The organism is Sphingomonas longa, from assembly GCF_016892685.1.
GTDB classification, from domain to species: Bacteria; Pseudomonadota; Alphaproteobacteria; order Sphingomonadales; family Sphingomonadaceae; genus Sphingomonas; species Sphingomonas longa.
In genome coordinates this window covers 81,477-104,722 of record NZ_JAFEMC010000005.1, presented here as the reverse complement: position 1 = coordinate 104,722, position 23,246 = coordinate 81,477, and the positions used below count along the sequence as shown (strand labels likewise).

22 protein-coding genes are annotated in these 23,246 nt (G+C 57.7%); 13 read left to right on the top strand and 9 right to left on the bottom strand.

Features of this window, described 5'->3' with window-relative positions; genetic code table 11:
- The first annotated feature begins 504 nt into the window (after positions 1 to 504).
- Positions 505 to 1,155, top strand: a complete 651-nt coding sequence (locus tag ILT43_RS15930; protein ID WP_204199973.1) for a GIY-YIG nuclease family protein — start codon at positions 505 to 507, stop codon at positions 1,153 to 1,155.
- 710 nt (positions 1,156 to 1,865) lie between these two features.
- Here the strand turns inward: ILT43_RS15930 and ILT43_RS15925 are convergent.
- From ILT43_RS15925 to ILT43_RS15915, 3 genes are all read right to left on the bottom strand, one after another.
- Positions 1,866 to 2,165: a hypothetical protein gene (locus ILT43_RS15925; protein WP_204199972.1), complete on the bottom strand. Its 300-nt coding sequence runs from the start codon at positions 2,163 to 2,165 to the stop codon at positions 1,866 to 1,868.
- On the bottom strand, positions 2,165 to 2,344 hold the full coding sequence (locus tag ILT43_RS15920) for a helix-turn-helix transcriptional regulator (protein WP_204199971.1): 180 nt from the start codon (positions 2,342 to 2,344) through the stop codon (positions 2,165 to 2,167). Before ILT43_RS15920 ends, ILT43_RS15925 begins: the two co-directional genes overlap by 1 nt.
- Positions 2,345 to 2,478: 134 nt before the next feature.
- Positions 2,479 to 3,675, bottom strand: a complete 1,197-nt coding sequence (locus tag ILT43_RS15915) for a tyrosine-type recombinase/integrase (protein ID WP_204199970.1) — start codon at positions 3,673 to 3,675, stop codon at positions 2,479 to 2,481.
- A gap of 878 nt (positions 3,676 to 4,553) precedes the next feature.
- On the opposite strand from ILT43_RS15915, the gene ILT43_RS15910 reads away from it, so the two are divergent.
- The 5 genes from ILT43_RS15910 to ILT43_RS15890 all read left to right on the top strand — a co-directional run bounded on the left by ILT43_RS15910 (position 4,554) and on the right by ILT43_RS15890 (position 8,465).
- Positions 4,554 to 5,927, top strand: coding sequence for a site-specific DNA-methyltransferase (locus tag ILT43_RS15910; RefSeq protein WP_204199969.1), 1,374 nt, complete (start codon positions 4,554 to 4,556; stop codon positions 5,925 to 5,927).
- A 100-nt stretch (positions 5,928 to 6,027) separates the two neighbouring features.
- Entirely contained in the window at positions 6,028 to 6,501 is a 474-nt protein-coding gene (locus ILT43_RS15905) for a DUF5681 domain-containing protein (protein ID WP_204199968.1), read from the top strand.
- A 182-nt stretch (positions 6,502 to 6,683) separates the two neighbouring features.
- A complete protein-coding gene (gene terL / locus ILT43_RS19805; RefSeq protein WP_204199967.1) occupies positions 6,684 to 7,940 on the top strand; it encodes a phage terminase large subunit in 1,257 nt (418 codons plus the stop codon).
- A gap of 80 nt (positions 7,941 to 8,020) precedes the next feature.
- Complete coding sequence (locus ILT43_RS15895; RefSeq protein WP_204199966.1) at positions 8,021 to 8,212, top strand: hypothetical protein; 192 nt, start codon at positions 8,021 to 8,023, stop codon at positions 8,210 to 8,212.
- A gap of 79 nt (positions 8,213 to 8,291) precedes the next feature.
- On the top strand, positions 8,292 to 8,465 hold the full coding sequence (locus ILT43_RS15890; protein WP_204199816.1) for a DUF6771 family protein: 174 nt from the start codon (positions 8,292 to 8,294) through the stop codon (positions 8,463 to 8,465).
- 109 nt (positions 8,466 to 8,574) lie between these two features.
- On the opposite strand, the gene ILT43_RS15885 is transcribed toward ILT43_RS15890, so the two are convergent.
- A complete protein-coding gene (locus ILT43_RS15885) occupies positions 8,575 to 9,669 on the bottom strand; it encodes an FUSC family protein (protein ID WP_204199965.1) in 1,095 nt (364 codons plus the stop codon).
- 415 nt (positions 9,670 to 10,084) lie between these two features.
- Between ILT43_RS15885 and ILT43_RS15880 the strand changes: the two genes are divergently transcribed.
- From ILT43_RS15880 to ILT43_RS15850, 7 genes are all read left to right on the top strand, one after another.
- Positions 10,085 to 11,101 carry an HNH endonuclease gene (locus tag ILT43_RS15880; protein WP_204199964.1) on the top strand — a complete coding sequence of 339 codons (1,017 nt, stop codon included), beginning with the start codon at positions 10,085 to 10,087 and terminating at the stop codon, positions 11,099 to 11,101.
- Positions 11,102 to 11,186: 85 nt separating this feature from the next.
- Positions 11,187 to 11,498 carry a HigA family addiction module antitoxin gene (locus ILT43_RS15875; RefSeq protein WP_204199963.1) on the top strand — a complete coding sequence of 104 codons (312 nt, stop codon included), beginning with the start codon at positions 11,187 to 11,189 and terminating at the stop codon, positions 11,496 to 11,498.
- A complete protein-coding gene (locus ILT43_RS15870) occupies positions 11,498 to 13,216 on the top strand; it encodes an Eco57I restriction-modification methylase domain-containing protein (RefSeq protein ID WP_204199962.1) in 1,719 nt (572 codons plus the stop codon). The genes ILT43_RS15875 and ILT43_RS15870 overlap by 1 nt, the downstream gene beginning before the upstream one ends.
- Before the next feature lies 1 nt (position 13,217).
- Positions 13,218 to 13,955 carry a PaeR7I family type II restriction endonuclease gene (locus ILT43_RS15865; protein ID WP_204199961.1) on the top strand — a complete coding sequence of 246 codons (738 nt, stop codon included), beginning with the start codon at positions 13,218 to 13,220 and terminating at the stop codon, positions 13,953 to 13,955.
- Between the two features lie 58 nt (positions 13,956 to 14,013).
- Positions 14,014 to 14,844: a hypothetical protein gene (locus tag ILT43_RS15860; protein ID WP_204199960.1), complete on the top strand. Its 831-nt coding sequence runs from the start codon at positions 14,014 to 14,016 to the stop codon at positions 14,842 to 14,844.
- A gap of 93 nt (positions 14,845 to 14,937) precedes the next feature.
- Positions 14,938 to 16,644: an ATP-dependent nuclease gene (locus ILT43_RS15855; RefSeq protein WP_204199959.1), complete on the top strand. Its 1,707-nt coding sequence runs from the start codon at positions 14,938 to 14,940 to the stop codon at positions 16,642 to 16,644.
- On the top strand, positions 16,644 to 18,557 hold the full coding sequence (locus tag ILT43_RS15850; protein ID WP_204199958.1) for an ATP-dependent helicase: 1,914 nt from the start codon (positions 16,644 to 16,646) through the stop codon (positions 18,555 to 18,557). Before ILT43_RS15855 ends, ILT43_RS15850 begins: the two co-directional genes overlap by 1 nt.
- A gap of 17 nt (positions 18,558 to 18,574) precedes the next feature.
- Here ILT43_RS15850 and ILT43_RS15845 read toward each other — a convergent pair whose 3' ends face one another.
- From ILT43_RS15845 to ILT43_RS15825, 5 genes are all read right to left on the bottom strand, one after another.
- Entirely contained in the window at positions 18,575 to 19,222 is a 648-nt protein-coding gene (locus ILT43_RS15845; protein WP_204199957.1) for a hypothetical protein, read from the bottom strand.
- 325 nt (positions 19,223 to 19,547) lie between these two features.
- Positions 19,548 to 20,366, bottom strand: a complete 819-nt coding sequence (locus ILT43_RS15840; RefSeq protein ID WP_204199956.1) for a DUF2971 domain-containing protein — start codon at positions 20,364 to 20,366, stop codon at positions 19,548 to 19,550.
- Positions 20,363 to 21,319, bottom strand: coding sequence for a hypothetical protein (locus ILT43_RS15835; RefSeq protein WP_204199955.1), 957 nt, complete (start codon positions 21,317 to 21,319; stop codon positions 20,363 to 20,365). Before ILT43_RS15835 ends, ILT43_RS15840 begins: the two co-directional genes overlap by 4 nt.
- Before the next feature lie 467 nt (positions 21,320 to 21,786).
- Positions 21,787 to 22,683, bottom strand: a complete 897-nt coding sequence (locus ILT43_RS15830; RefSeq protein WP_204199954.1) for a DMT family transporter — start codon at positions 22,681 to 22,683, stop codon at positions 21,787 to 21,789.
- Between the two features lie 161 nt (positions 22,684 to 22,844).
- Positions 22,845 to 23,222: a winged helix-turn-helix transcriptional regulator gene (locus ILT43_RS15825; RefSeq protein WP_204199953.1), complete on the bottom strand. Its 378-nt coding sequence runs from the start codon at positions 23,220 to 23,222 to the stop codon at positions 22,845 to 22,847.
- Positions 23,223 to 23,246 lie beyond the last annotated feature (24 nt).

The following is a 23,246-nucleotide window of genomic DNA, read 5'->3' as shown; positions in this document are numbered from 1 at the left end:
CTCGACACGTAGCACCGAGCGGCACTACCTTTGGGCAATGCCTTGGACATACGTAGCACCCTCCCGGCCGAACACTGTTCGACCGGCCTACGTGCTTTTGAGGTTCTGACGCCCCGCCCGCATGATTCTGCATACGGGCAGAGGCACCATGCCGGATGGCGGCGGCGGCATCAACGGGGTGGTGAAAGAAGGTGAAGTCTAACCGAGATTGGGGTCTGCTGACCCTAGCGGAGTCAGTGAGAACACTCGCTTGCTTCTATCCTCACACTATTAGGGAGGAAGAGCACTTCTCATTTTCACTAGGAGGGGTGTGAGGGTTACCCCTTCTAAAACCGTCTAGGATCGCTCTACAGGCACTTTCCTGATTTTGGCTAGGCAGGTAGCCAGCAACATAGAAACGCCGCTGTATGGCCTTCCTGCTTCCAAATAAAGGCATATCTCTAAACGGCCTAATCTAGCACCATCAGTGTAGACAGATTGACGGCGGCGCGTAACATCGATCCCATGAACGATATCGAAAACGGCGGGATCATCTACGTCCTGACCAATGACGCCATGCCGAACATCATCAAGATCGGGCGTACGTCCGGCGAGGGCGTGGAGCGTCGGGTTGCCGAACTTAGCAGGGCAACCGGCGTGCCGCTTCCTTTTAAGGTCGCTGTTGCCCGAACGGTTCATGATGCAAAAGTCGTAGAGCGCGCCCTCCACATTGCCTTCGGCCCCGATCGTGTGAACCCGGCCCGCGAGTTCTTCGCCATCCATGCTGACCGAGCAATAGCGCTGATCAATGCGTTCCCCGGCGATGATCTAACCCCGCAGACAGAGCGCGCCGTAGAGAGGGAAGTAGAGGCATCGGAACCCGGCACGCTTGCCGCCGCCGAGCGCTACGAACGCCGCCGCCGTCCACCGCTCAATTTCATCGAAATGGGCGTGCCTATCGGGTCGACGTTGTCGCACGTTCTGACCGGCGAAGAGGTAGAGGTTGTAGAGCCGAAAAGGGTGCGCTTCCGAGGCGAGATCGTGTCGCTGACCAAGGCCCAACAGATCGTGTCAGGTGCAGCCTATGCCGTCGCGCCCGGACAGCACTGGGCCTTTGAGGGCGTGACGATAAGCGTGCTGTATGACGCTACCTACCCGTTCTTAGTGGAGGACTGACGGACCGGGATTGCAGCGTAACTTTGCCTCTACTGCTTTGTCGATGGCTAAAGTATAGTTGAATCCAGTACAATCTAACCTTTGCATCTTCACATTCGACAGAGAATGGGCGGCTTGAAACAAAGCGGGCTTGTCGAGATGTTTAAACATGTTTATGTAAGTTGATAGTATGTTTACACGCGTAATGATGAATCAACCCCGGTCGAGATACCTATTTACTTTGCGTATGCCTTCTAGTAAGCTAGGTGGTGAGACTTAGCCTTTGAACGGCTTGGCCCTCCCATCTACTCCGCAACTCTGGTAAGCGAAGGCGCTATGCGCTGATGTGCTCGGAACCGGTGCGATAGAGATAAGCCAAAACCCGGATAGGCTCAAGCAGCTTCGGAGGAACTTTCCCTTCCGCCTCTCCCGATCGCTAGAAATCTGCGTAGGGAATAATCTGGTCTAAGCGAAAGCTAGGGTAATGTACGTCCTTGTGCGTCCACAAGGCATTATACGCGGGTTGGCCCCCGTTCATCCCTTTCAAGGGGATGGCGAATAGGCAGCCAGGATAAACGAAGCATGATGATTTTAGGGCAGTATTCCGCCTAATGTACTACTACCAATCGGTAGGTGATTAATGATCTTGTATATTCTCTATCTTGATCGTTTCTCTTTAAGGGCATTACCCTAGCGGAAGGGAAAGGTGTGTCTTGTACAATCTTAAGGCGTTAAAATAACCCAAACCTTTGAAGACGGTCGATCTGATCTGTAGTCAGGTCAAGGGTGCGGGTCTCACTTCCCACTTGAAGCAAACCTTCGTTGTTGATGAAGGCGGTATAGGTATCCCGATCAGGAACCGATTTTGCCACTTTAACAGCCGATGATAAGGCGTCGCTAAGTTCCTTAAGTCGGTCTGCGCCGACGTGATCGCTGCTAGAGAGCATAGCTATAGACATAGCATCGATAATCGAATCAATCTGCTGAATGACGCAAATAAGATCATCTAGAAGAAGAACGTTTTTGGACATTAAATCCATCCAATAGAAGGCGGGCGGTTTTCAAGCCAATGTTCAATGTCAGTAGATCGCCACGCAACTGCGCGTCGACCAATTTGCACAGGGCGTGGAAAATCGCTTCTGCTCATAGCAGCATAGATTGCGCTACGGCTTAAGCCCACGGTTTTCTCTACCTCGGGTCTGCGAAGCATTCTGACTGAACTCACGGCTTCCTCCAACTGTCGTCGAACTCCGCAGAAACCATCCAGAAAGCACTGTCAACAGGGCTCAAGATAGGAAAATCTCTTAAAGCGGCCTGAACGTTTGTTTGGAGGGGTTAAAAGACCTAGATCGTTGATTTTGTTGGCCTTTCGGCTAGGAATTGGCCCCAATCCGCCATCAAACTTTTTCTTTTATCTAGCAGGTCAGAGCGGGCGTAAGCGGCCTCTGCCTTGTCCTTGATGACGTGGGCGAGGGCGAACTCGGCAACACGCTCGGGATAGCTGGTTTGCTCCGCAGCCCAGTCCCGAAAGCTAGATCGGAAACCGTGGGGTACGGCGGCGATGCCGAGTTCCTTCATCAGCTTCGATAGGGTCATGTCGCTTAAAGGCTTCCCCCTAGTGCTGGGGAATACAAGGTCCACATCCTCCTGCTTTAACGCCTTAGCCCTTTCCAGAACGGCGGCGGCGGCGTCGTTCAAAGGGACTCGATGCTGCTTACCGGCTTTCATGCGATCGGCTGATACGGTCCAAACGCGCTTTGCGAGGTCAACCTCGCTCCACAATGCCCCACGGACCTCGCCAGATCGACATGCAGTATGAACAAGAAACTGGAAGGCCAGCTTAGTAGCGTCCGAGGCCTTACTTTCAGTCACTTTGTCTATTGCGTTCGCAACTTCATCATATGGTAAGGCCTTCATGCGCTGGCGCTTCGATCCGTCACGTTTAGCTAGAGCCTGTTGAACCGCATCAGCAGGATTGTCAGTCCGAAATCCCCGAGCAATTGCCCACTTTAAAATCAATCCTATACGCTGCCGAACTCTGTTCGCCGTCTCGTTTAAATCGACCCAAATGGGATCAAGAACCCGAAGGATATCGGCGCTGTCTACCTTGGACACTTGAAGAGAGCCCATGATAGGATAGGCATACTTCTCTAAAGAGGCGCTCCATTGTTTCCGGTGTTTTTCACTTTTCCATCCGCCCCTACGATGTTCAATATAGTGGTTAGCGGCTTCCTCGAAGCTGGGGATGGCCTGTAAGCGCCTTTTAGCAGCCAAGGGGTCCTCGCCCACCCTCGCAGCTTTACGGTGCTGTAGCGCCTGTTCTCGGGCTTCTAGGAGGCTAACAACTGCCGCCGACCCGAGGCCTATGTCTCGACGTTTACCCTGAACGTTTAGCCGAACGATCCACCGTCGTGCGCCCGACGGATCGACTTTCAAGTACAGGTTGCCCCCGTCTGAATGAAACCCCGGTTTCAAATTGCGAACAGCAGCGGGAGTTAGCACCTTCTCACGATGCCGACCGGTCGGCTTGTAGCCGCTCATATTTTGCTCCGCCCAACATTCGACTTAGTGAATGCGCCCAACATATCGCCCATCAATCGAAAAGGGAATATGGCCGACCAAATAGGAAGGCGCAGGAACCTAATGATAAGAAACCGTAAAGAAACAGACAGTTAGGGAACATGCTGGATCAGGCAGGAACAACTAGCAGCGGCCTCCCGCTCCGCCACCCAGTCGCTCAGTGCAGAACCTGATCAGAGAATGCCCGCGAAAGCGGCGCAGTTCTGCGGCATTCCCGTCTGCAAACGCTACTGCGGAGAGCGTCAGGGGAGGAGAGATGCGGCTCCAGATTGCCCTGATTCTCTGCGCCTCTGGCCGCCGGTACGGTTTGCAGATGTGCCGCTTTGATTTCCCATAGCACGCGAATCTGCAGGGAATTAGGTCGGTTTTGCCGTCGGCCGATGGGCCGGAGTGGGTCAGGAACGAAGCATTTGCGCGGGTTTTGCAGCTAATTTCCCTGCTGCATTGAGCAGGGAAATTGCAGCGAAGGGTCGCACTGGAGCAGGGAGATTGCCGGCATGCTGCAGGGAGCCGCATAGCTCGAACAGACCTAGACATTCGCTCGCTCTCAAAAATAAATCTTGACTTAACCAAATTGATGACTTTGACGCTCTTGTGCTCCGGAGTCGCGCATCCAAAATAGCGCGCAGGCCAATCGGCCTCACCGGGCCAGTGCGGGTCTTTAGATCCACCGGCTGTCGGCACATCCAGCAGCATGCCCCACGCCTTGCGGGAATGATGTTCTACGCGCGACCGCAACTTCGCGGATCGGAAACGCGCGTCTGTGCCCGGTGCTTAACCACAGGAGAAATTCCATGACCACATCGCGTCCACGAAAGGCGAAGGCCAGGAGCAGCGACATGCTGTTCGCACGGCTTGGACCCATCATCTATCGCCGGCCAGACGAACTGATCGCCTATGCGCGCAATCCGCGCAAACATCCCGAGCGCCAGATCGTCGCGCTGATGGCGTCCATCTCTGAGTTCGGCTTCAACATGCCGATACTGGTCGATGGAGACAGCCAGATCATCGCCGGTGATGCGCGACTGCAGGCAGCGAAGCGGCTCGGGCTTCCTGAGGTGCCGACGATCTCGGCCACGCACCTGTCTCCTGGACAGGTGAAGGCCTACCGACTGGCCGACAATCGCGTGGCTGAGCTCGGATTGTGGGACATGAAGGCGCTCGCCATCGAGATCGCGGAGATCATCTCTCTCGACGAGATCGAGGTCGAGAGCATCGGCTGGTCGACCGCCGAACTCGACGTGCTGCTGATCGCACCCGTCGGCGATGCAGGAGAACGCGACCCTGCCGATGCGCAGATCGAGCCGCCGCTGCAACCGGTGGCGCGACCCGGTGACCTCTGGCTGCTCGGGCAGCACCGGTTGCTGTGTGGATCAGCGCTTGATGATGCCTCCTGGCACCGCCTGCTGGACGGCAAAATGGCCGGCATGTCGTTCGGCGACCCGCCCTTCAACGTGAAGGTCGGCGGCCATGTCAGTGGTCTGGGCAAGGTCAAACATGCCGAGTTTGCGATGGCATCGGGAGAGATGAGCCAGGGAGAGTTCACTGATTTTCTCTCGTCCTACCTGGCCGCCATCAAGCGGCATCTACGCGACGGCGCGGTGATCGACATATGCATGGACTGGCGTCACCTGCGCGAGTTGCACGCAGCCATCGATGATAATCAGCTGTCGCTTCTGAACATATGCATCTGGAACAAGACCAACGGCGGCATGGGCAGCCTGTACCGCTCCAAACACGAAATCGTTGCCGTCACCAAAGTCGGTACGGCACCGCACATCAATAACGTCGAACTCGGCAAACACGGTCGGTATCGCACGAACGTGTGGGACTATGCCGGCGTCAACAGCTTTGGTGCAGGTCGTATGCAGGACCTGGCGGACCATCCCACCGTCAAGCCTGTTGCCCTCGTTGCCGATGCAATCCGCGATGTCACGTGCAAGGGAGAGATCGTCCTCGACCCGTTCATGGGTTCGGGCACGACGCTGCTCGCCGCGGATCGCGCCGGCCGTCTGGGTTATGGCACCGAGATCGAGCCGCGCTTTGTCGATGTTGCGATCCGACGCTGGCAGGAGCTGACGGGCGGCATGGCCGTGCTCGCGGACACCGGCCAAAGCTGGGAAGGGGTCGCGGCGGAGCGCCTTTTGCTGCGTGACGACGCCAGCGTTGCCGATGATATTGAGCAGGGGGAGGCGTGCCATGTTGCTGCCTGACAATCTTCCACCCGCTCGCAAGCGCACGCGACCCATAGCGTCTGGGGGCATCGCCGCGCCAACATCAGTTGCTGCGGCTTCACCAGCGGCGGTTCCGGTAATGACGGCACCTGCCGCATCGCCGACGGCGGCCGAGCCGCCGCCGCCTGGAAGCTATGAGGTCGGCTACCGCAAGCCACCGCTGCACACGCGCTTTCAGCGTGGGCAGTCGGGAAACCCGAAGGGTCGCAAGAAAGGCTCGGAGAACCTCGACACGATGGTGCTTGCGATCTGCGACGAGCGCATCGCCGTCAACTCGCCGGCAGGCCCAAAGCGGATTCCGCGCATCGAGGTCCTCCTGCGCAAGCAGTTGGAACTGGCTGTGAAGGGCAACCCGCGTGCTATCGACCAGGTCCTGCGCCAGTACGGACAGGCACAAGGCATCCAGACCGCACGGGCAGACGCGGCATCGGGTACCGGCGACGCGCAACCCGACCTGACCGAGGCGGACGCGCTCAGCCTGCAGTTGCTGCACGAACAGCTGACGGCTGAGATCATGGCTGGTCTGACGACCGGAAACGGGGGCACGGCATGACCCCGTTGCATGTAAATGCGCTGGCGGCAGTACGCCGCCAGCGCCTGTCCTTCTTTCTCATCAAGGCGTTCGAGACGCTGCACCCGGGGGAGAAACCACTGGCGCACGCATGGTACCTCGATGCGATGTGCCATTGGCTCGAGAGGGTCGAGGCGGGTGATGAGCGACGGCTGGTCGTTACGGTGCCGCCGCGCCACCTGAAGTCGGTGACCGCCTCGGTGGCGTTCGTCGCCTGGGCGCTCGGGCGTGATCCGACGATGAAGATCATGGTCGCCAGCTACAGCCAGGATCTGTCGCGCCTGCACGCCAGCCAGTGCCGGACGCTGATCGAGTCCGACTGGTACCAGAGCCTGTTCCCGAAGACCCGGATTGCCGATGGCGGCAACCGGGCACTCGAGATCATCACCACGCAGGGCGGGGTAAGAAAGGGCGTGTCGGTCGGCGGGACGGTGACCGGTTTCGGCGCGGATCTCATCATCGTCGATGATTGCATGAAGGCTGACGATGTGAAGAGCGTAACCCTGCGCGAGGAGGTGAAGAACTGGTTTGCCAATACGCTCCTCACGCGCCTCAATGACAAGCAGACCGGCCGGATCATCTCGATCCAGCAGCGCCTCCACGAGGATGATCTGCCCGCGATGCTGCTGGAGCGTGGCTATCGCCACCTCAATCTGCCCGCCATCGCCGAGCAGGTCGAGGACGTGCCGATTGGCCCCGGCAAGGTTCACCGGCGCGTCGTCGGCGACCTGCTCAACCCGGATCGCGAGGACCGCGCGCTGCTGGATCGCATGCGCATCGAACTCGGGCCCGTCGTCTTCTCGGCGCAGTATCAACAGAACCCGGTGGCGCCGGAAGGCAATTCGATCCGGATGGAGTGGTTCCAGACTTATGACGAGCCGCCAGCGCGCCGGAACTTCACCAGGGTCGTGCAAAGCTGGGACACGGGCATGAGTGCAGCACCGACCAGCGACTTCTCGGTCTGCACGACATGGGGTTTCTGCGGAGACAAATGGTACCTGCTGGACGTCTTCCGCCAGCGGCTCGACTATCCTGAACTCCGGCGGGCGGTGGAGCGGCTTCATGACCAGTGGAAGGCCGACCGGGTGATCATCGAGGACGCCGGCGCCGGCAAATCGGTGGCGCAGGATATCAGGCTGAGGAACAAGTTTCGGCCGTTCATGAGCAAGACCGACGTGGACAAGATATCGCGCTTCACCGGGACCTTCGGGGAAGTCGAGGCCGGCAACATCCTGCTGCCCGCGGCCGCACCGTGGCTGGACGAGTTCCGCCGGGAACTGCGGGCCTTTCCCAACGGACGGCACGACGACCAGGTGGACAGCTTCAGCCATTTCGTTCGCCACCAGAAGAACCACCGCATGTGGATGCTCACTCGCGTGGATCCGCGGACCGGCCGGGAGGATCCGCCGCGACGGCGATGAGGGATGCGCGGCAACCCTCGAAAGCTGCATATCGACTTCTGCCGCCAAGCAGGGCTGTGGTCATGCTCAGGAGGCTGAGCATGACACCGGACGAACTTATCCGCACCTACATGACCGCAGCGGGCATGATCATGGAGGATATGGCCACAAAGGCGCTGCTGGATCCTCTGACTGCAACGCGGGCGCAGGAACTGCGGGACGTCGCTCGCGAACTGCAGACGATTGCCGATGTCGTCGACGCTGCTCGCGAGGCGCAGCCGCATCGTCGCTGAGCGATGCTGGCTCGGAATGGAACAGCGCGTCGCCCAAGCGTCTTGTGACGGCCAGTGGCCCGTGAGACAGCCCCTCATCATGCCATCTGCCAGCCTCGTCGATCTCGTTGAGAAGGTGCTCGCCCGCGCGCCGGAGTGGGTGAGGGTGGACCTTGCCGCCCGCGATCCGCTGCAGCGGCAGCGCGCCGAGGAGACGCTGGCTGCGATGATCGCCAGCGCCATCAGCAGCACCGGCGACGCTGAGAGCAGCTAATCTCTGGCTCGCTCAGCGAGCCGGCAGGCGGCCTTGCGGTCAGCAACGAGTGCTTCGTTAAAGGCGATGCGGGCTAGATCATCAATGACTGCTCATGAGCAACACAGCTTTACGCGTTGATCTCGTCGATTCGGTCGGCGAGATCCCGAAGGTCGCGTGCGAGTTCGTCCAGCGCAAACGAGAAGCCGAAGACATGTCCCGCCATGTCCAGATCCAGCGCGTTCCCCTCCGCGCTGGTGCGAAACGCAGTGAGCGCGCTGGAGAATGCCTGCCGCGCCGTCGTGAGATCACCGCGTGCGACGGTCTGTCTGGTTCGCAGCGCCGTTGCGCATGCGAGGATCTCGGCGCCGAACTGGCGAACCAGTGCCGCGGCCGGCGCTCCCAGCGCAGCGCGAACCGGGTCCGGGAAGCTCGGGTTGAGCGCGCGGGCGACGAGCACGATGTCCGAGCGGATGCGCCACAATGTTCGCGGCACCGCAGGCGAGATGGCGTGCCGCCACAACCGCGCGGCATGTTCGCGGTCAGCATCCTTTAGCGCCTGTTCAACACCGGCAAGCGCAGGACGCAGCGCCACCAGCGATGAACCCAGCGACAGCGTCGCGCCACTTGCGATGGCAGCTGCCATGTTGCCGAGCGTCACGTGCATGGTGTCGAGCACCGCGGCGATGCGGCGGGCGACGAGTGCCCCCGACCGCGCCGGCAGGATCAGCGCCATCGCTGCAACGCCGATTGCCCCGCCGAGCATGATTTCGGCGACGCGGTCGACGACGAAGTCCGCGATGGGACTGGCTGGCGGCACCGTCAGCATCATGATCGAGGCCGTGACCGGTGCAACCTTGAGTTGGGGGCGGAGCACGGCCAGATAGCTGCCAAGGGCTGCTACGGCGACCAGCGCAACACCCGTGCTGATCACGCCGCCATTGTGCGCCCAGGCACCCAGCGCGCCGAGCGTTGCCCCGACCAGCGTGCCGAGCAGCCGATCGAACGCTGCGCCAAGCGTCCCGCCGATGGAGCCCTGCATCACGATGAGTACCGTGAACACCGCCCAGTAACCCTGCTTCAGATCTAGCAGCCTGTATGCCGCGTAAGCGACCGCGCAGGCCGCGGCGACCCGGAAGGCCTGCTTGAGCGCGGACGTACTGACGAAGGACTGGAAGGAGAGCGTCACCCGGCGGCAGGTACCGTTTTCAGCGGCTGCCGTCATGTATGCGTCGCCGCAACCCGGGCGTCCAAAAGGCTGGGGCAGAGCACCCACTGTCCAAGCGTCCGCCCGCACCGCTTCTGCCGTGTGACGTTGAGGCGAAACATCAGGGAGAGCCGGCCTAAGCGGCAGCAAGCATTCCTGAGACGAGACAGACCGTCTGATTTTGGGCATTTCTGGTGGAGAGCAGTCTGACCGCTTTCGGGCGATGTTTGGCCGTAAACGATCGTTCGTTCATTCAGTCGGGCACGAGGGGGTGGGGGGCGAGGGCAGAACCGGCCTGACTGCTTTCAGAACCGCGCGTTATTTCGATCTTGCTTGATTATCAGGTATCGTTGGCACCATCTGCCGGCCTCGATGTACAACCGGTCTCAACAGGAACTCTAAGTATCCGAAAGGCCGAAGCGTTGGGGGCGGGATGGCGATAGAGCGGATCACCAGCAACGTTACACGGCCGGCGGTGCTCGCTGCGCTCGCTGAGTACGACCACCTAGGGCAAAAGCCGTTTCTAGCGAAATACGGCTATGGCCGAGCAACCAAGTACCAGCTCTGGCACGAGGGCAAATCTTACGACAGCAAAGCCATCGTTGGCGCGGCGTTCGGCTATCTGCCGGGCAACCCTCCTCCGCTTCGATTCTACGAATTTAGCGGGGGACTGGTTTACGTCGTGCCTGTGCTGAAGGCCCTCGGCTTCTCTTTTGACCCACCGGCGACGGCTGCTGCCCGCAACCCACCATGGTCTCGGGATGAGTTGATCCTCGCCCTTGACCTCTACCACCGCCATGGTGGTAGAGACCCAGGCGACACCCACCCAGACGTATTAGCGCTGTCTGCGCTACTGCGAGAGATGGCGGGCGGGGCAGGACTGATCACCTTTCGCAACGCGAACGGTGTAGCCATGAAGCTCATGAATTTTCGCAGCCTGGACCCAATTTTTACCGCTGGCGGTGGCAAGGGGCTCAATTCGGCGAGCAAGTTAGACAGGGTGGTTTGGGATAAGTTTGCCGGCGATCGGCACGCCCTCGCCATCGCGGCGGAGGTAATTCGACAGGGCATCACGGCCGACCTGGACGAAGACGTTCTCGATGAAATCGAGAGCTATGAGGCCAAAGAGGGCAGGGTGAGTTACCGCCTGCACAGGCACCTTGAGCGCGATAGGAAGGTCGTCGCCCTACGGAAAACGGGCGCGCTGAAGAAACATGGCAAGCTTGAGTGCGAAGCCTGCGACTTCGATTTTTTGGCTACCTACGGCTCGCGTGGGGCCGGGTATATTGAAGCGCACCATACCAATCCCGTTCATGCCATGTCGCACGGCGAAACGACCAAGGTGTCCGATCTGGCGCTGCTTTGTGCGAACTGTCACCGCATGGTCCATGCCGCGAAGCCATGGCTCACGTTGGCTCAGCTTCGTGTTCTCGTCAGTGAGCGATCATAGGGCACAGGACCATTCGGCTCGAGGTAAGTGACAAGAGCAACTTGTCTCTTGACGTGTAGCTCGAGGCACGTGCATCATTTGTTCTATGTCGATCGAACCTGTTCATCCTGGCCAGTTCGTTCGTGGTCAGTGCCTCGAACCCCATGGTCTATCGGTCGCCGACGGTGCGCGCGTGCTCGGGGTCACCCGCCAAGCTCTCAATAACCTTGTGAACTGCCATTGCGGCATCTCTCCGGAGATGGCGCTGCGCCTCGCGAAGGCCTTCAGCACCGATGCCGAAGCGTGGCTACAGCATCAGCTCACCTATGACCTAGCGCAGGCGAAAAAGCGGGCGGGAAACCTGAACGTCATTCCTGTCGGGAGTAGGCAGGTCGAGCAGCAGGCAAGGTTGATTTAATGGCGACGATCATACCGGCGTTTCGCCAGACCACCTATCCGAGCCTTTGCCTCATATCGGCAGCGGTTGATGCGATGGCTGATGCCGGCATCGAGGAGCGGGGAGCGATCTTCACCCGGCGCGAGGTGGTGGACTTCATCCTCGATCTATCGGGCTACACCGCAGATAGGCCGTTGCATGAGCTGCGGTTGCTGGAGCCGTCGTTCGGCGATGGCGACTTCCTGCTGCCAGCGGTCGACCGGCTGTTGCAGGCATGGGAGAGCGCTGGAAAGCCCGATCCCATTTCCAGTCTTGGGAATGCTATTCGGGCGGTAGAGCTGCATCGTGCATCCGTGGCTCGCACGGCGGTCAGTGTCGTCGCCAAGCTGACCGAAGAAGGTTTGCCCAGCCATACGGCCAGGGTCTTGGCCGAGCGTTGGCTCGTCCAAGGAGACTTCCTCCTGACCGAGTTTGATGGCCCGTTTGATGTCGTTGTCGGAAACCCGCCCTATGTGCGCCAGGAGCTGATTCCTGATGTGCTGATGGCAGAATACCGCGCGCGGTATCGAACGATCTACGATCGCGCCGACATCTACGTCCCCTTTATCGAGCGGTCGCTGGCGCTACTGGCCGATGGTGGCCATTGCGGTTTCATATGTTCCGATAGGTGGATGAAGAACCGCTATGGCGGGCCTCTTCGGTCACTGGTGGCCGGCCATTATCACCTGAAAACCTATATCGACATGGTGAATACGCCAGCGTTTCACGTCGATGTCGTAGCCTATCCCGCGATCACGATTATCGGTCGCGATAAGGGGACGGCCACTCGCATCGCGCATCGTCCCGCGATCGACCGCGCCGCGCTTAGCGCGCTAGCGACCCATATCGCAAATGAGCGCGCGCCCGACCCGACAAGCGGGGTTCGCGAGTTGTACGGCGTGACTGCCGGCGCGGAACCCTGGATATTGGAATCCTCTGACCAGCTCGCCTTGGTACGGCGGCTCGAGGCCGAGTTCCCGACGATTGAGGATGCGGGATGCAAGGTCGGTATTGGCGTCGCGACCGGAGCCGATAAAGCCTTCATCGGTCTGTATGACGCGTTAGACGTGGAGCCGAGCCGCAAACTTCGGCTGGCGATGACCCGCGATATCGACAGCGGCGAAGTCGTATGGCGAGGCTATGGTGTTATAAACCCGTTCGCTGATGATGGACGTTTGGTGGACTTGGCTGCGTTCCCGAAGCTTGCCCGCTACCTAGAAACTCGGCGCGACCAGATCGAACGACGACACGTCGCTCAAAAGTCGCCGGCCAACTGGTATCGGACGATCGACCGCATCTACCCCGCTATCGCAGCGAAGCCGAAGCTTCTCATTCCCGACATCAAGGGCAAGGCTCATGTGGTGTATGAGAGCGGCAAGCTCTACCCGCACCACAATCTCTACTACATCACATCCGAAATCTGGAACGTTCGGGCGTTGGAAGCGGTCCTGTTATCGGGCATCGCCCGCTTGTTCGTCGCCATCTACTCGACCCAAATGCGCGGCGGCTATCTCCGCTTTCAAGCGCAGTATCTCCGCCGCATCCGGTTGCCGGAATGGAAGATGGTGTCGCAGGCCCTACAGCGCGAGCTGATCGAGGCGGCCGAGCGGCAGGACATAGCGGCCTGCAACCGCGCTGTATTCAAGCTCTACGGCTTGTCAGAGGCCGAGCAAGCTGCACTCGGGGGGAACGGCGAATAACATGGCACTCGATTTAGCTGACTATGAACGGAAGGCCCACGAAGCCACGATGGCGTTTTGGGGCAATCGCGAGAAGGCCCGCCAAGCTCAGATCGAGGCAGGGAAGGCCGATCAGGGCGAGCGTGCCGGCGTGACCTCTGGCAAGAACATGGACGGCTTCCTTGCCCTCCTGATCGATCTGGTGGAGGCGAATGGGCTGCAAGGTGCAGACGTCCACCAGCGGCGCGCCGTGCTCACACTGCCGGGCTATTTTCGGCCGACAAAGCTATGGGACGTCCTTGTCATCCATCGCGGGCACCTGGTTGCTGCGATCGAGCTGAAAAGTCAGGTTGGACCATCGTTCGGCAACAACTTCAATAACCGCACGGAGGAGGCGATCGGCACAGCGCACGATCTCTGGACCGCTTATCGGGAAGGTGCTTTCGGCACGCAGCCGAGGCCGTTTGTGGGGTGGCTAATGATGGTGGAAGATGCTCCCGAGTCTCGCCGGAAAGTGACAGATCGTTCGCCGCATTTCCCGGTCTTTGAGGCGTTCCAAGATGCATCCTACCTCAAACGCTATGACGTACTTTGCCAACGCCTTGTTCAAGAACAGCTCTACAGCGCTGCGGCGGTTCTCGCGTCACCACGTAAAGCCGCCACGACAGGCGAATTTTGCGCTATGTCGGAGCTGACCAGCCTAAAAACCTTCGTTGCCACCTTGGCTGGCCATATCGCGGCAGAGGCGGCACGTGGATAATGAGAAGCACGTTGAACCAGTTGCACCGGCTTGGTGCATGCCTCTCATCGGAATAATCTTGGCGCTTTTTCTCACATTTGGGATAGGCTTCCTGATTGGCAAGGATCACGCGGCAGCTAACGCTACGCAGATGCCAACCTATGAGTTTACGAGCGCTGACCAAGCTTCAGAAGTCGTAGCTCAAAAAGGTTTGGTCCCTCCAGTACGGGAACGTCGCCGGCCTTGTACCAACCCAGTCGGGCACGATGAAGCTGATTTATGTGCGCAATGGCGGGCAGCTATTGCTGCTGAACGGGGAGCTTGGGCTGGCGAGTGGTCGATGCGCCTCACGATAGTTGGATCGCTTCTAAGCGGGCTAGGTCTCATTGCACTCGTAGAAACTCTACGTCAGGGCAGAAAGGCTTTAGAAAGAGCGCGGCAAGCGAATTATATTGCTGATAACGCATCAAGGATCGGTCTACGTGCTTATCTAGCCTTTAATATAGAAGTTTTGAAGGTTGATCTTGACGGACCGAAACCGACCATTGACCTTAAGTTTTTGATTAGAAATACTGGGCAGACACCAGCAAAAGGTTTTAAGGTATCAAGAAGGCTGAAGATTGGTGACCCGTTTGAAGCGGAAACATTCTTTAGGACAAAAACGTGGAAGCCAACACAAAGCCGCGGGTTGCTAGGAGCTGGTCAAGAGGCAGTTCGAGAGAAGAGGTACGGCATTAGCATTGGCGAGGCTCGTAAAATTAGGGAAGGTAAAAGGCATATATATTTCTTTGGGGAGGCCGAATATGAAGACGTATTTGGAAACGAGCAAAAGCTCCAATTCCGACGTTGGATGAGCAAGGCTGATTTAGGACACTTCAACGCTAGCCCCTCAGGCGAGGCATCAACATAGCTAGTGATATTTGCAATGATTGTAAGAACGTAATTTTTTAAAGTTGATGGTCTCGCGCCTAAAGCGAGTGCTCAAAGAAGACCTGGAGGTACCATGCTACTAAAGAGGGTGAAAATTGAGCACTTTCGCGGAATTGTCGACCTTACCGTTGAATTTGATGATATTTGCGTTCTGATTGGCGAAAACAATGCCGGGAAGACGTCAGTCCTCGATGCTATTCGCCTATGTCTCTCGCGTTCGGTTGGCCGGCGCTCTTCTCCCTTTTCTGAATACGACTATCATTTAGATGACAATGCAGCAGACCCAAGGCAGGCATCGCCAATCGTCATAACGCTTCACTTCGAGGAGGAGCCAGGTTCCGAATGGCCGGACGATGTATACCAGCTTCTTGACGGTGTGACCCAGGATTTAGGTGATAGAAGTTCGCTTACATTGCGCGTGAGTAGTAGCTTCGATAGCACCATCAATGACTATGTGTCTGATCAATCATTTATCGATAGCGCCGGAAACACTTTGTCACCGGGCAAAGCATCCCGAGCGGTGAGTAGTTTATCACAGATTGTGCCATATTTCTATCTGGCATCTTTGCGGGACGCCACTCAGGAATTCAAGCCCCGATCGCAATTCTGGGGGCCATTCGTCAAGAGTCTCAGTCTTACGCCAGAAGATCAGAAGGAATTAGAAGAGGCACTAGCGGCTCTTAATGAGAAAATTCTAGAAAAGCATACTGCTTTTGAAGATGTTAAAACCCATCTTGCAAACGCTACTGCTCTTCTACCCGACGGATCTGCTGATCCGGTCCTAATCGAGGCGTTGCCAGCGCGCGTCTTTGACATTCTGTCACGAACGCAGGTCAGCCTGTCTGCTCGTACGGGCGCGAAGATTCCGATTGTGAGGCATGGGAATGGCACTCAAAGCCTCGCCGTTATTTGCCTGTTCGACGCATTCTTGAAGAGTCGTTTAGCTGACGGGTATGGTGCCGTGGCATCTCCACTGCTCGCGTTGGAGGAGCCAGAGGCTCATTTACATCCATCAGCGATTCAAGCAGTTGGAAGGATGCTACAGTCTTTTGCCGGGCAGAAGTTAATATCAACCCACTCAGGTGACTTGTTAGCGGGCGTTCCGCTTAGCAAGATTAGGAGGCTTCACCGGAAAAACGGGAATATCCAGGTAAGCTATCTCAGTCCAGGTGCCTTGAACGCTGACGATGTCCGAAAGCTAGATTACAAGGTGCGGTCGACGCGAGGTAGCCTCTTGTTTTCGCGCTGTTGGATCCTCGTAGAGGGCGAGACAGAGGGGCAGCTATTGATGGAATGTGCCCGTGCTATGGGGCACGACCTTTACGGAGAAGGCGTGTCGTTCGTCGAGTTCTCTCAGGTTGGTCTAGACAGGTATATCACGTTGGCCGACGAGTTTGGCATCGCGTGGTTCGTTCTGGTTGACCGCGACCCGGCCGGAGCGACGTATCAAACAACCGCGAGCAATCGCTTGGCAGGCCGCTCTGCGGCGGATCACATCTCCATGCTAGATCATGGACCTATGGAGGTATTTCTATCTGTTGAAGGGTACGGAGCCGTATATCAAGGAAACATATCGCCCCAGAAGGCTGCGACAGTAGTAGATCCAGTTGGATCTGTCCAATACTGGCACCAAGTCTACAAGGCTCAAGCAAAGGGTGGTAAGCCTGCTGCCGCTTTACAAGTTGCCGAACAAATTATCGCGCAGGGGGAGGCAGGCGTTCCTGCCCTTCTTAAGTCGGCAATAAATCAAGCTATCAGACTCGCGAAGGATGCAGCGTGATGTTGGACCTAACTACGCTCAACGAAAATCAGCTTGCAGCTGTGCAGTGGAACGATGGGCCCCTACTTGTTTTGGCTGGGCCGGGATCCGGTAAAACAAGGGTTCTTGCATATCGCTTAGCAAGGTTGATCGACGAGACGTCGGACAGACATTTTAAAGTCCTAGCGCTGACCTTTACGAATAAGGCCGCGGCTGAAATGCGGGAAAGGGTTTCTGACCTTCTAAAGGGTTCCTTACAGCGTACGCTACTGACGACGTTTCACTCATTTGCTGCTGACCTTGTCAGGCAGCATGGTCAGCATGTCGGCCTCCGCCCTGACTTTACAATGCTTGTGGAAGACGGCGATCGTCACTCATTGCTCGAAGAAGCGATTAATGAACTGCAAGATATTTCTGTTCGTGACAAGTTATCTAGCGAGCGTCTTCTTCCACTAGTAAATCGTTTAACGGAGAATGACATCAAGCCCGAAACGGCTTCCACAACGCTTTTAGCTGGGGGTGTTCAGGAACCAGAATCATTAGGCCTAGTGTATAAGAGCTATCGTAGATTGATGATTGAACGTAACGCCTTAGACTTTCCGGGTCTTATGGCGGAAGCTCTTAACCTACTTGAAACAAGGCCTAATGTTAAAAAACAAGTGCAACGCATTTACCCTTACGTATGTATTGACGAATTCCAAGATACAAACATGACTCAGTATAAGATACTTTGTCATATTGTAAATAGCCAGTCAAAAAATCTGTTTGCCGTAGCCGACGATGATCAGATCATATACCAGTGGAATGGCGCGAGTCCTGATAGGCTGCGGGCGCTTGAAAAGGACTTTAATGTATCCACTATACAGTTACCGGATAACTACAGATGTCCTCCGCAGGTAGTTGCTTTGGCAAACAAGCTGATAGCCCATAACTTCGAGAGGTCGGAAGGAAAGCTCCAATTACGGGCTCATCGGCCACAAACCGACAATGAGGTCGTGCGGGTGCGTCAGTTTGACACCTTCGCAAGTGAGGCATCATGGGTTGCGGCTGATATAGCCGCAAAGTCGGAATCATATAGGGGCAATTGCGCGATCCTGGCTCGCACTAGGAAAGCACTTGAGGGCGTAATAAGAGCTTTGGATGCGGAAGGTATAAGCGGCTATCTCGGAGCGCGTAAAAATGAGTTTGAAAGCGCTCCGCTTCAGTGGCTGCATTCAATTCTGCGTCTTGCTAATGCGCGCGGTAGCCGTGAGTGCCTGCGTAAAGCGAACAAAGCGTTCTTCTCATTGGAGGGCGTAGACCTAAACACGGGAGATGTAATCTCAGCTGCATCAACTATGGGAGGGGATTATCTAAGAGCATGGATTGCGGCTGTTTTGGCGCGTGATCACATTTCCACAGATACGCGCAGACTTGTTGATGGGCCAATTCGTAATCTGGCGGACCGGCTAGATTTTTGGGGCTTTATCACGGCTGCATTTGAGTGGCTTGATGCTCTTCCGAATTCGGCTGCTGCCCAGGATGGGACCTTTGACGATTACCCGGATGAGAAGGGCACCTGGAGCAACCTTTCACAGGAAATCTGTGCTCAGTACGGCCGAGACGAAGTCACATTGCATCTTCTTCTGCAGGAACTGGATCTACGATCCAAGTCGGCGCTGCCGCAGGCAGGTGCCATCCCATGCTTTACAATTCATGCGTCAAAAGGCTTAGAATTTGCCCACGTCTATCTCGTGGCTATGATAGAAGACCAGCTTCCCAGTTGGTCGGCGGTTAAAAAGGGTTCGTCATCTAAGGAAATGCAAGAAGAACGACGAAACTGCTTTGTTGCGATAACTAGGACGCAAGAGACCCTGACCATGTCTTACGCTGCACGAATGGATGGTTGGTCAAAAAGCCCGTCAAGGTTCTTGTCAGAGATGGGAGCGCTATGAAGATCGGTAAAATAAAACTATGCAGCCTTTAGAATACTAGATAAGGAAAAGGGATCAAATAAATCGGAAATAGCGATATCCCAGTCATGGCGCTTAAAAGTAAAACGGCCGTTGTCGCTTAACTTGCCGGGCCACGTCTGTTCACCCTTTTTACGAATTAGATCCGGAGTGGCCCAGCCGACGATTAGCGCTGGCGGTGCGCGGTCAAGCGGATCACGGCCACTGATCTCGACAAAGACATGAATTGCCTCTTCAATGCCCTTTTTGCCAAGATTGACGTTGTAATATGGCTTAGGAGGAAACGAGCTAGCGTCCGTCCGCATTTTGCTCTTTATTTCTAAGCGATGGCCATTAACAATGAAGTCGTCATCCCCAACCTTCTGCGTATAGTCATCCCTGAACGGCGTGTGGCTAATTACTAGACCGAGGGTAATTAGCCAATTGTGGAACGCTATTTCGCCGTATTTTCCCTTGGCGTGCGCTAATATCTCGTTGCCATGTTCAGCGGATGGGGTGTTGTGCGCTCCTAAGCGTTGAGAGTGTATATGCACTAGGTTGCCTAGATGCCAAGCTGTGGCACCATCCTGAGGATGGCACGGGAGTTCAAAAAAAACCAAGCCGTCCTCCGCACAACCACCTTTTATGATAGCATTTATGTTTGTCATGAAGTGAGTTGGCTAGCAACCGATATCGGATATCACCAGAACGGCATTGCTTGGTCCTGCGGTTAGGCCGCGCGGGATGCCCAGGAAGCACTCTTAACCGCGCTAGGTCGCCAGTTCTAAGCATGACCACCTTTGCGTTTAGAGTTAGCTACGTCGTCTCATATTAGTTTAGCACTGCGCGGCTCGGCGACGTTGGGGGCTGCAAAAATGGCTGTTTAGTGCACTGGCTCCGCCGGCTGCTGTTCCGGAAAGGATGGTAGATTGCCTCGGTGACTCGGTCTCACTTCTTCCGCTTTGGCAGCGGATGAGACTGGCGCTTAGACGCTCAGGTAGTCACGAATCTGAGGTCCCAGGTGTCTGGCGACGGGGTGGCTCGCTCGATCGTGGCGCGATGCTCCGCTCCCCACGCCCTGAGCCAGTCCATACCTTCAAACCTCGCCCCCGCGATCACTCTCGTCACCGCACCTGGGTCCAGCCTGAGGCCCCACAGCGTCCGTCCGTCAAGCTCGAACCTTTCCCATCGTCCGTCCATGCTGCGGCCCGAGAACGCGAAGTCGCTCGTCCTGACGACGGCGCGTACTTCCTCCTCGTAGGCCCAGGACAGCGGTTTGCTCAAAAACAGCCGCTGTAGACGCTCGTAATCCTCAAGTCGGAACTCCCCATCTTTCCGGAACGTCGGCAGGCGTAGGCGTCCGTAACGCGACTGGTTGGGCCGCTTCATGTATATACAGGAACCATACTGGACTGGGACTAGCAGGCTTGGAGCGGTAAGCTCAGCAATGTCTGCGTCCAACTCAATGACCGCGCCGCGGTGGCCGGCAGCGTAGTGAGCCCACATCAGCGCGTTGTCCGGCGTCCGCGTGAAACTACCGACTGCACATGTGCCCCAGCGCGCATCTTCCTCCTGCGCCAGTTCCTCGTCTGTCTTTTCGCTGCCAAACAAAGTCATGATCGATTGGGGGAAGCGCGACCGCTCGACACGGGGCTGGTCAAAAAGGTCGTTGAGATCGGCGGGCAGCGAAAAGCCAAGCCGACTGCTGTTTAGGATCCCTCGCAGCGCTACGTCGGATACATATTTGTAGATGAGCGGGCGATCTTGCCGATAGCCGATGCTCAGTTCATCATCCGCGGCAGCGTCGCTCATCCAGCGGTCGGCTCATTGTTGGGCAAATCTTCGCGTCCCGCCTCTATCCCGTCGGCGTCGCCCCTGGCCCCTGGCATCATCATAATCGAACGCTCGATCATACGGCTGACTCCCGCGCCAATGTCTGACAGCGGCTCGCCGTGATATTTGGTCTTCATCGAAAGCATAAAGTCTGTCGCGGCGTCGAGCGCCTCGTTGTACCCAATTGCCGGGTCCCTCGCTAGTATAGCTTTCAGCCGCTTTGCCCTGATCTCCTCCATTAAACCGCAGAAATCGACGTAGACGCGCGACGCATGCCGCGCGATGCGCTCGTCGTCCTCAATAATCCCGCGTGTGATCTCGTCGCCCGCAACGATGTCGGCTCCACAGAAGTTCGTGACACTCGCCATCTTGGTCGCCAACTTGCGGCCAATCCGCTCACCGTACGCCTCGGCCTCCCCAAATAGGTAGTCGTGCGCGTGGGCCAGCGCCTCAGTGGTCCGGCTTTGATCATATCCGTAGGCAGCACGCGAAACCGCCGCCTGCACATCGAGCCAGTCCTCGCCATGGCGGTCGGCAAGCCAACGAACGCCTAGGTTGTTAGCCTGCATAGTCATCGCAACTCTGCCGCGTGCAAAGCCGGCGGACATTTCGAACCGCTCGTATCGGCTGGTCAGCCATTCCCGGTAAAACATCTCCAGGTCGGCCCAGTCGATCCCGCCCATGTAGGAAAAGCCAGAGCCACACCGCTCCTGACGCTCGTCAAACATCGCGGGAGCCCGGCGGTGGACCTCTTCCAACTTTTGCCGATGGTTTCGCGGCGGCACGACCCCCTCGTCCTCTAGGACCGCTGAGAACATCGCGTCGACCGAGGCATAACCGTCCGCTACCGCCTGCCGCGGGACACCCGCATACTGGGCGTTGTGCGAGAACTGCTCGGCGATCGCCAGCTTCTCTATGATCTCCTGCCTCATGCTAGACAAATGGTCGTGAACGCGACTGCGGGCAAGCGTTCGGCCGATTGAGGTCCGCTCCTTCGCGAGAAAGTCGTCCGTTTACGTAGGGGCTGGTTCAACCATAGAGCGGACACCGGTTCGGGTCATTGAGGGGCTGGTAGCGGCGATGTACATATAACGGCCGATTTATGCACGCTGAGATCCCGAACGCCCGGAGCTGGGCATCGTAGCAGATCCACGTCCATCAATCCGTGCGAGAATCAACGTGCAGAAAAGGTCCACTCACATCAGCTATCTGCACATGGTCGCTCGATAGCTGCCTGACGCCGATCCCCTTAATCTGAGCCAGGCCAAGCGACTGCCGGGCTCTTGGACGCAGTTGGCTCATTCTCATGAACGACCGGCTGATTTCGGGTGCCCCCGTGAGGTCGCTGAAGGTCCGTTTTTGGGTCTTTTCCCCGCTGCGGCGCAGGGCGGGAAAGGACCTAGTCCATTGAAAGACCATGCGTAGCGTCTGCTGCATGGCTGGCGTTGGGGCGTTCGCCGCGAACGACGACAATGCTGCCGAGCACGATCAGCATTCCGCCCAGCAGGACTGGCCATCCCACCGGATCACCAAACAGGCTGATGCCGAGCGCGGCACCGATCAGCGGCTCGATGTTGATGAACACGCCTGCACTGGCGCTATCGACGCGGGCCGCGCCATACTGCCACGCGGCGGTGGCAAGGAAGGTGGAGAGGAGACCCTGTCCAATGATCCCACCCCAAGCGACCGGACTAAGCGCGAGTGGGGGCGCACCGTGGAGCAGTAGAGCGACCGGCAGCACGGTGAGCGTCGCCACAACCAGTGTGACGGCGGGCACTGCCATCGCCGATCGCGTCGCAGGCACGCGCTTGAGCGCTAGCAGCCACGCCAGGAAGATCAGCAGCGATGCCAATGAGAGCGCGATGCCGATCGCAGTGCCGGCGGCGCCCGGCTTGCCAGCAATCAAAGCCGCGCCACCCGTCGCTGCGACGACGCCGATCCACGAGGCGCGCGTGACACGTTCGCCGATCAGATAAGCCGAGACTGCGATCAGCGCGGGCATCGCTCCGACCAGCAGGGCAGCAAGCGTAACGGTGACCCCGGCCAGTCCTTCGAACTGGACCACGAAGGCCAGTCCGTAAAGCGCACCCGCCAGCAGCACCGGTGGCGAACGGAACAGCGCTCGAGCTTCCTTCGTGGCAAGGGCGAATGGACAGGCGACGATACTGGCAACGATGAAGCGGAGCAGCACCATATGCGCCGGGTCGAGTTCGCGCAGGGCTAATTTGCCGAGTGGAAAGCCAAGCCCCCAGGCAAGTCCGGCCAGGGTGAGGGCAAGAAAGGCGAGACGGTTCATGCCGGCTCGTTGCCTTGTTTCGCGACTTGGCGATAGGCGGTGCCCGATGAGCCAACGTCCGCTGTTGCAGAGCCGGACACGAGCCGCGAACGGCCGAAAATGGGTCGAGCCGCCGGTTGTAGAACGCTGCGAAGGCGAGGTCCTTGCGGTGTCGGGCGGGGCTATTGGCTGTCCCTTGCGTCGTCGAACGCCGACCGATTGCTCTCGATTTCTGCAATGTGCGTGCCGGCCCAGAATCCGAGTTCGCGGATCGGATCGGCCAACGAACGGCCAAGTGCGGTGAGGGCGTACTCCACCTGAGGCGGCACGGTGGGGTGGACGGTGCGGGTCACCATGCCATCGCGTTCAAGCGCACGCAGCGTTCGGGCGAGCATCTGTTGGCTTATGCCGCCGATGGTGCGCTTGATGTCGTTGAAGCGGCGCGGCCGCTCTGTGAGCGTCAGCACAATCATCACCGTCCACTTGTCGCCAATCAGGCTGAGAACACCGCTGAACCGCTTACACTCGACATGGATCGGCTCGGGGGTGGTCAGCTCCATGTGACTAGGTCCTGCAAAAATGCC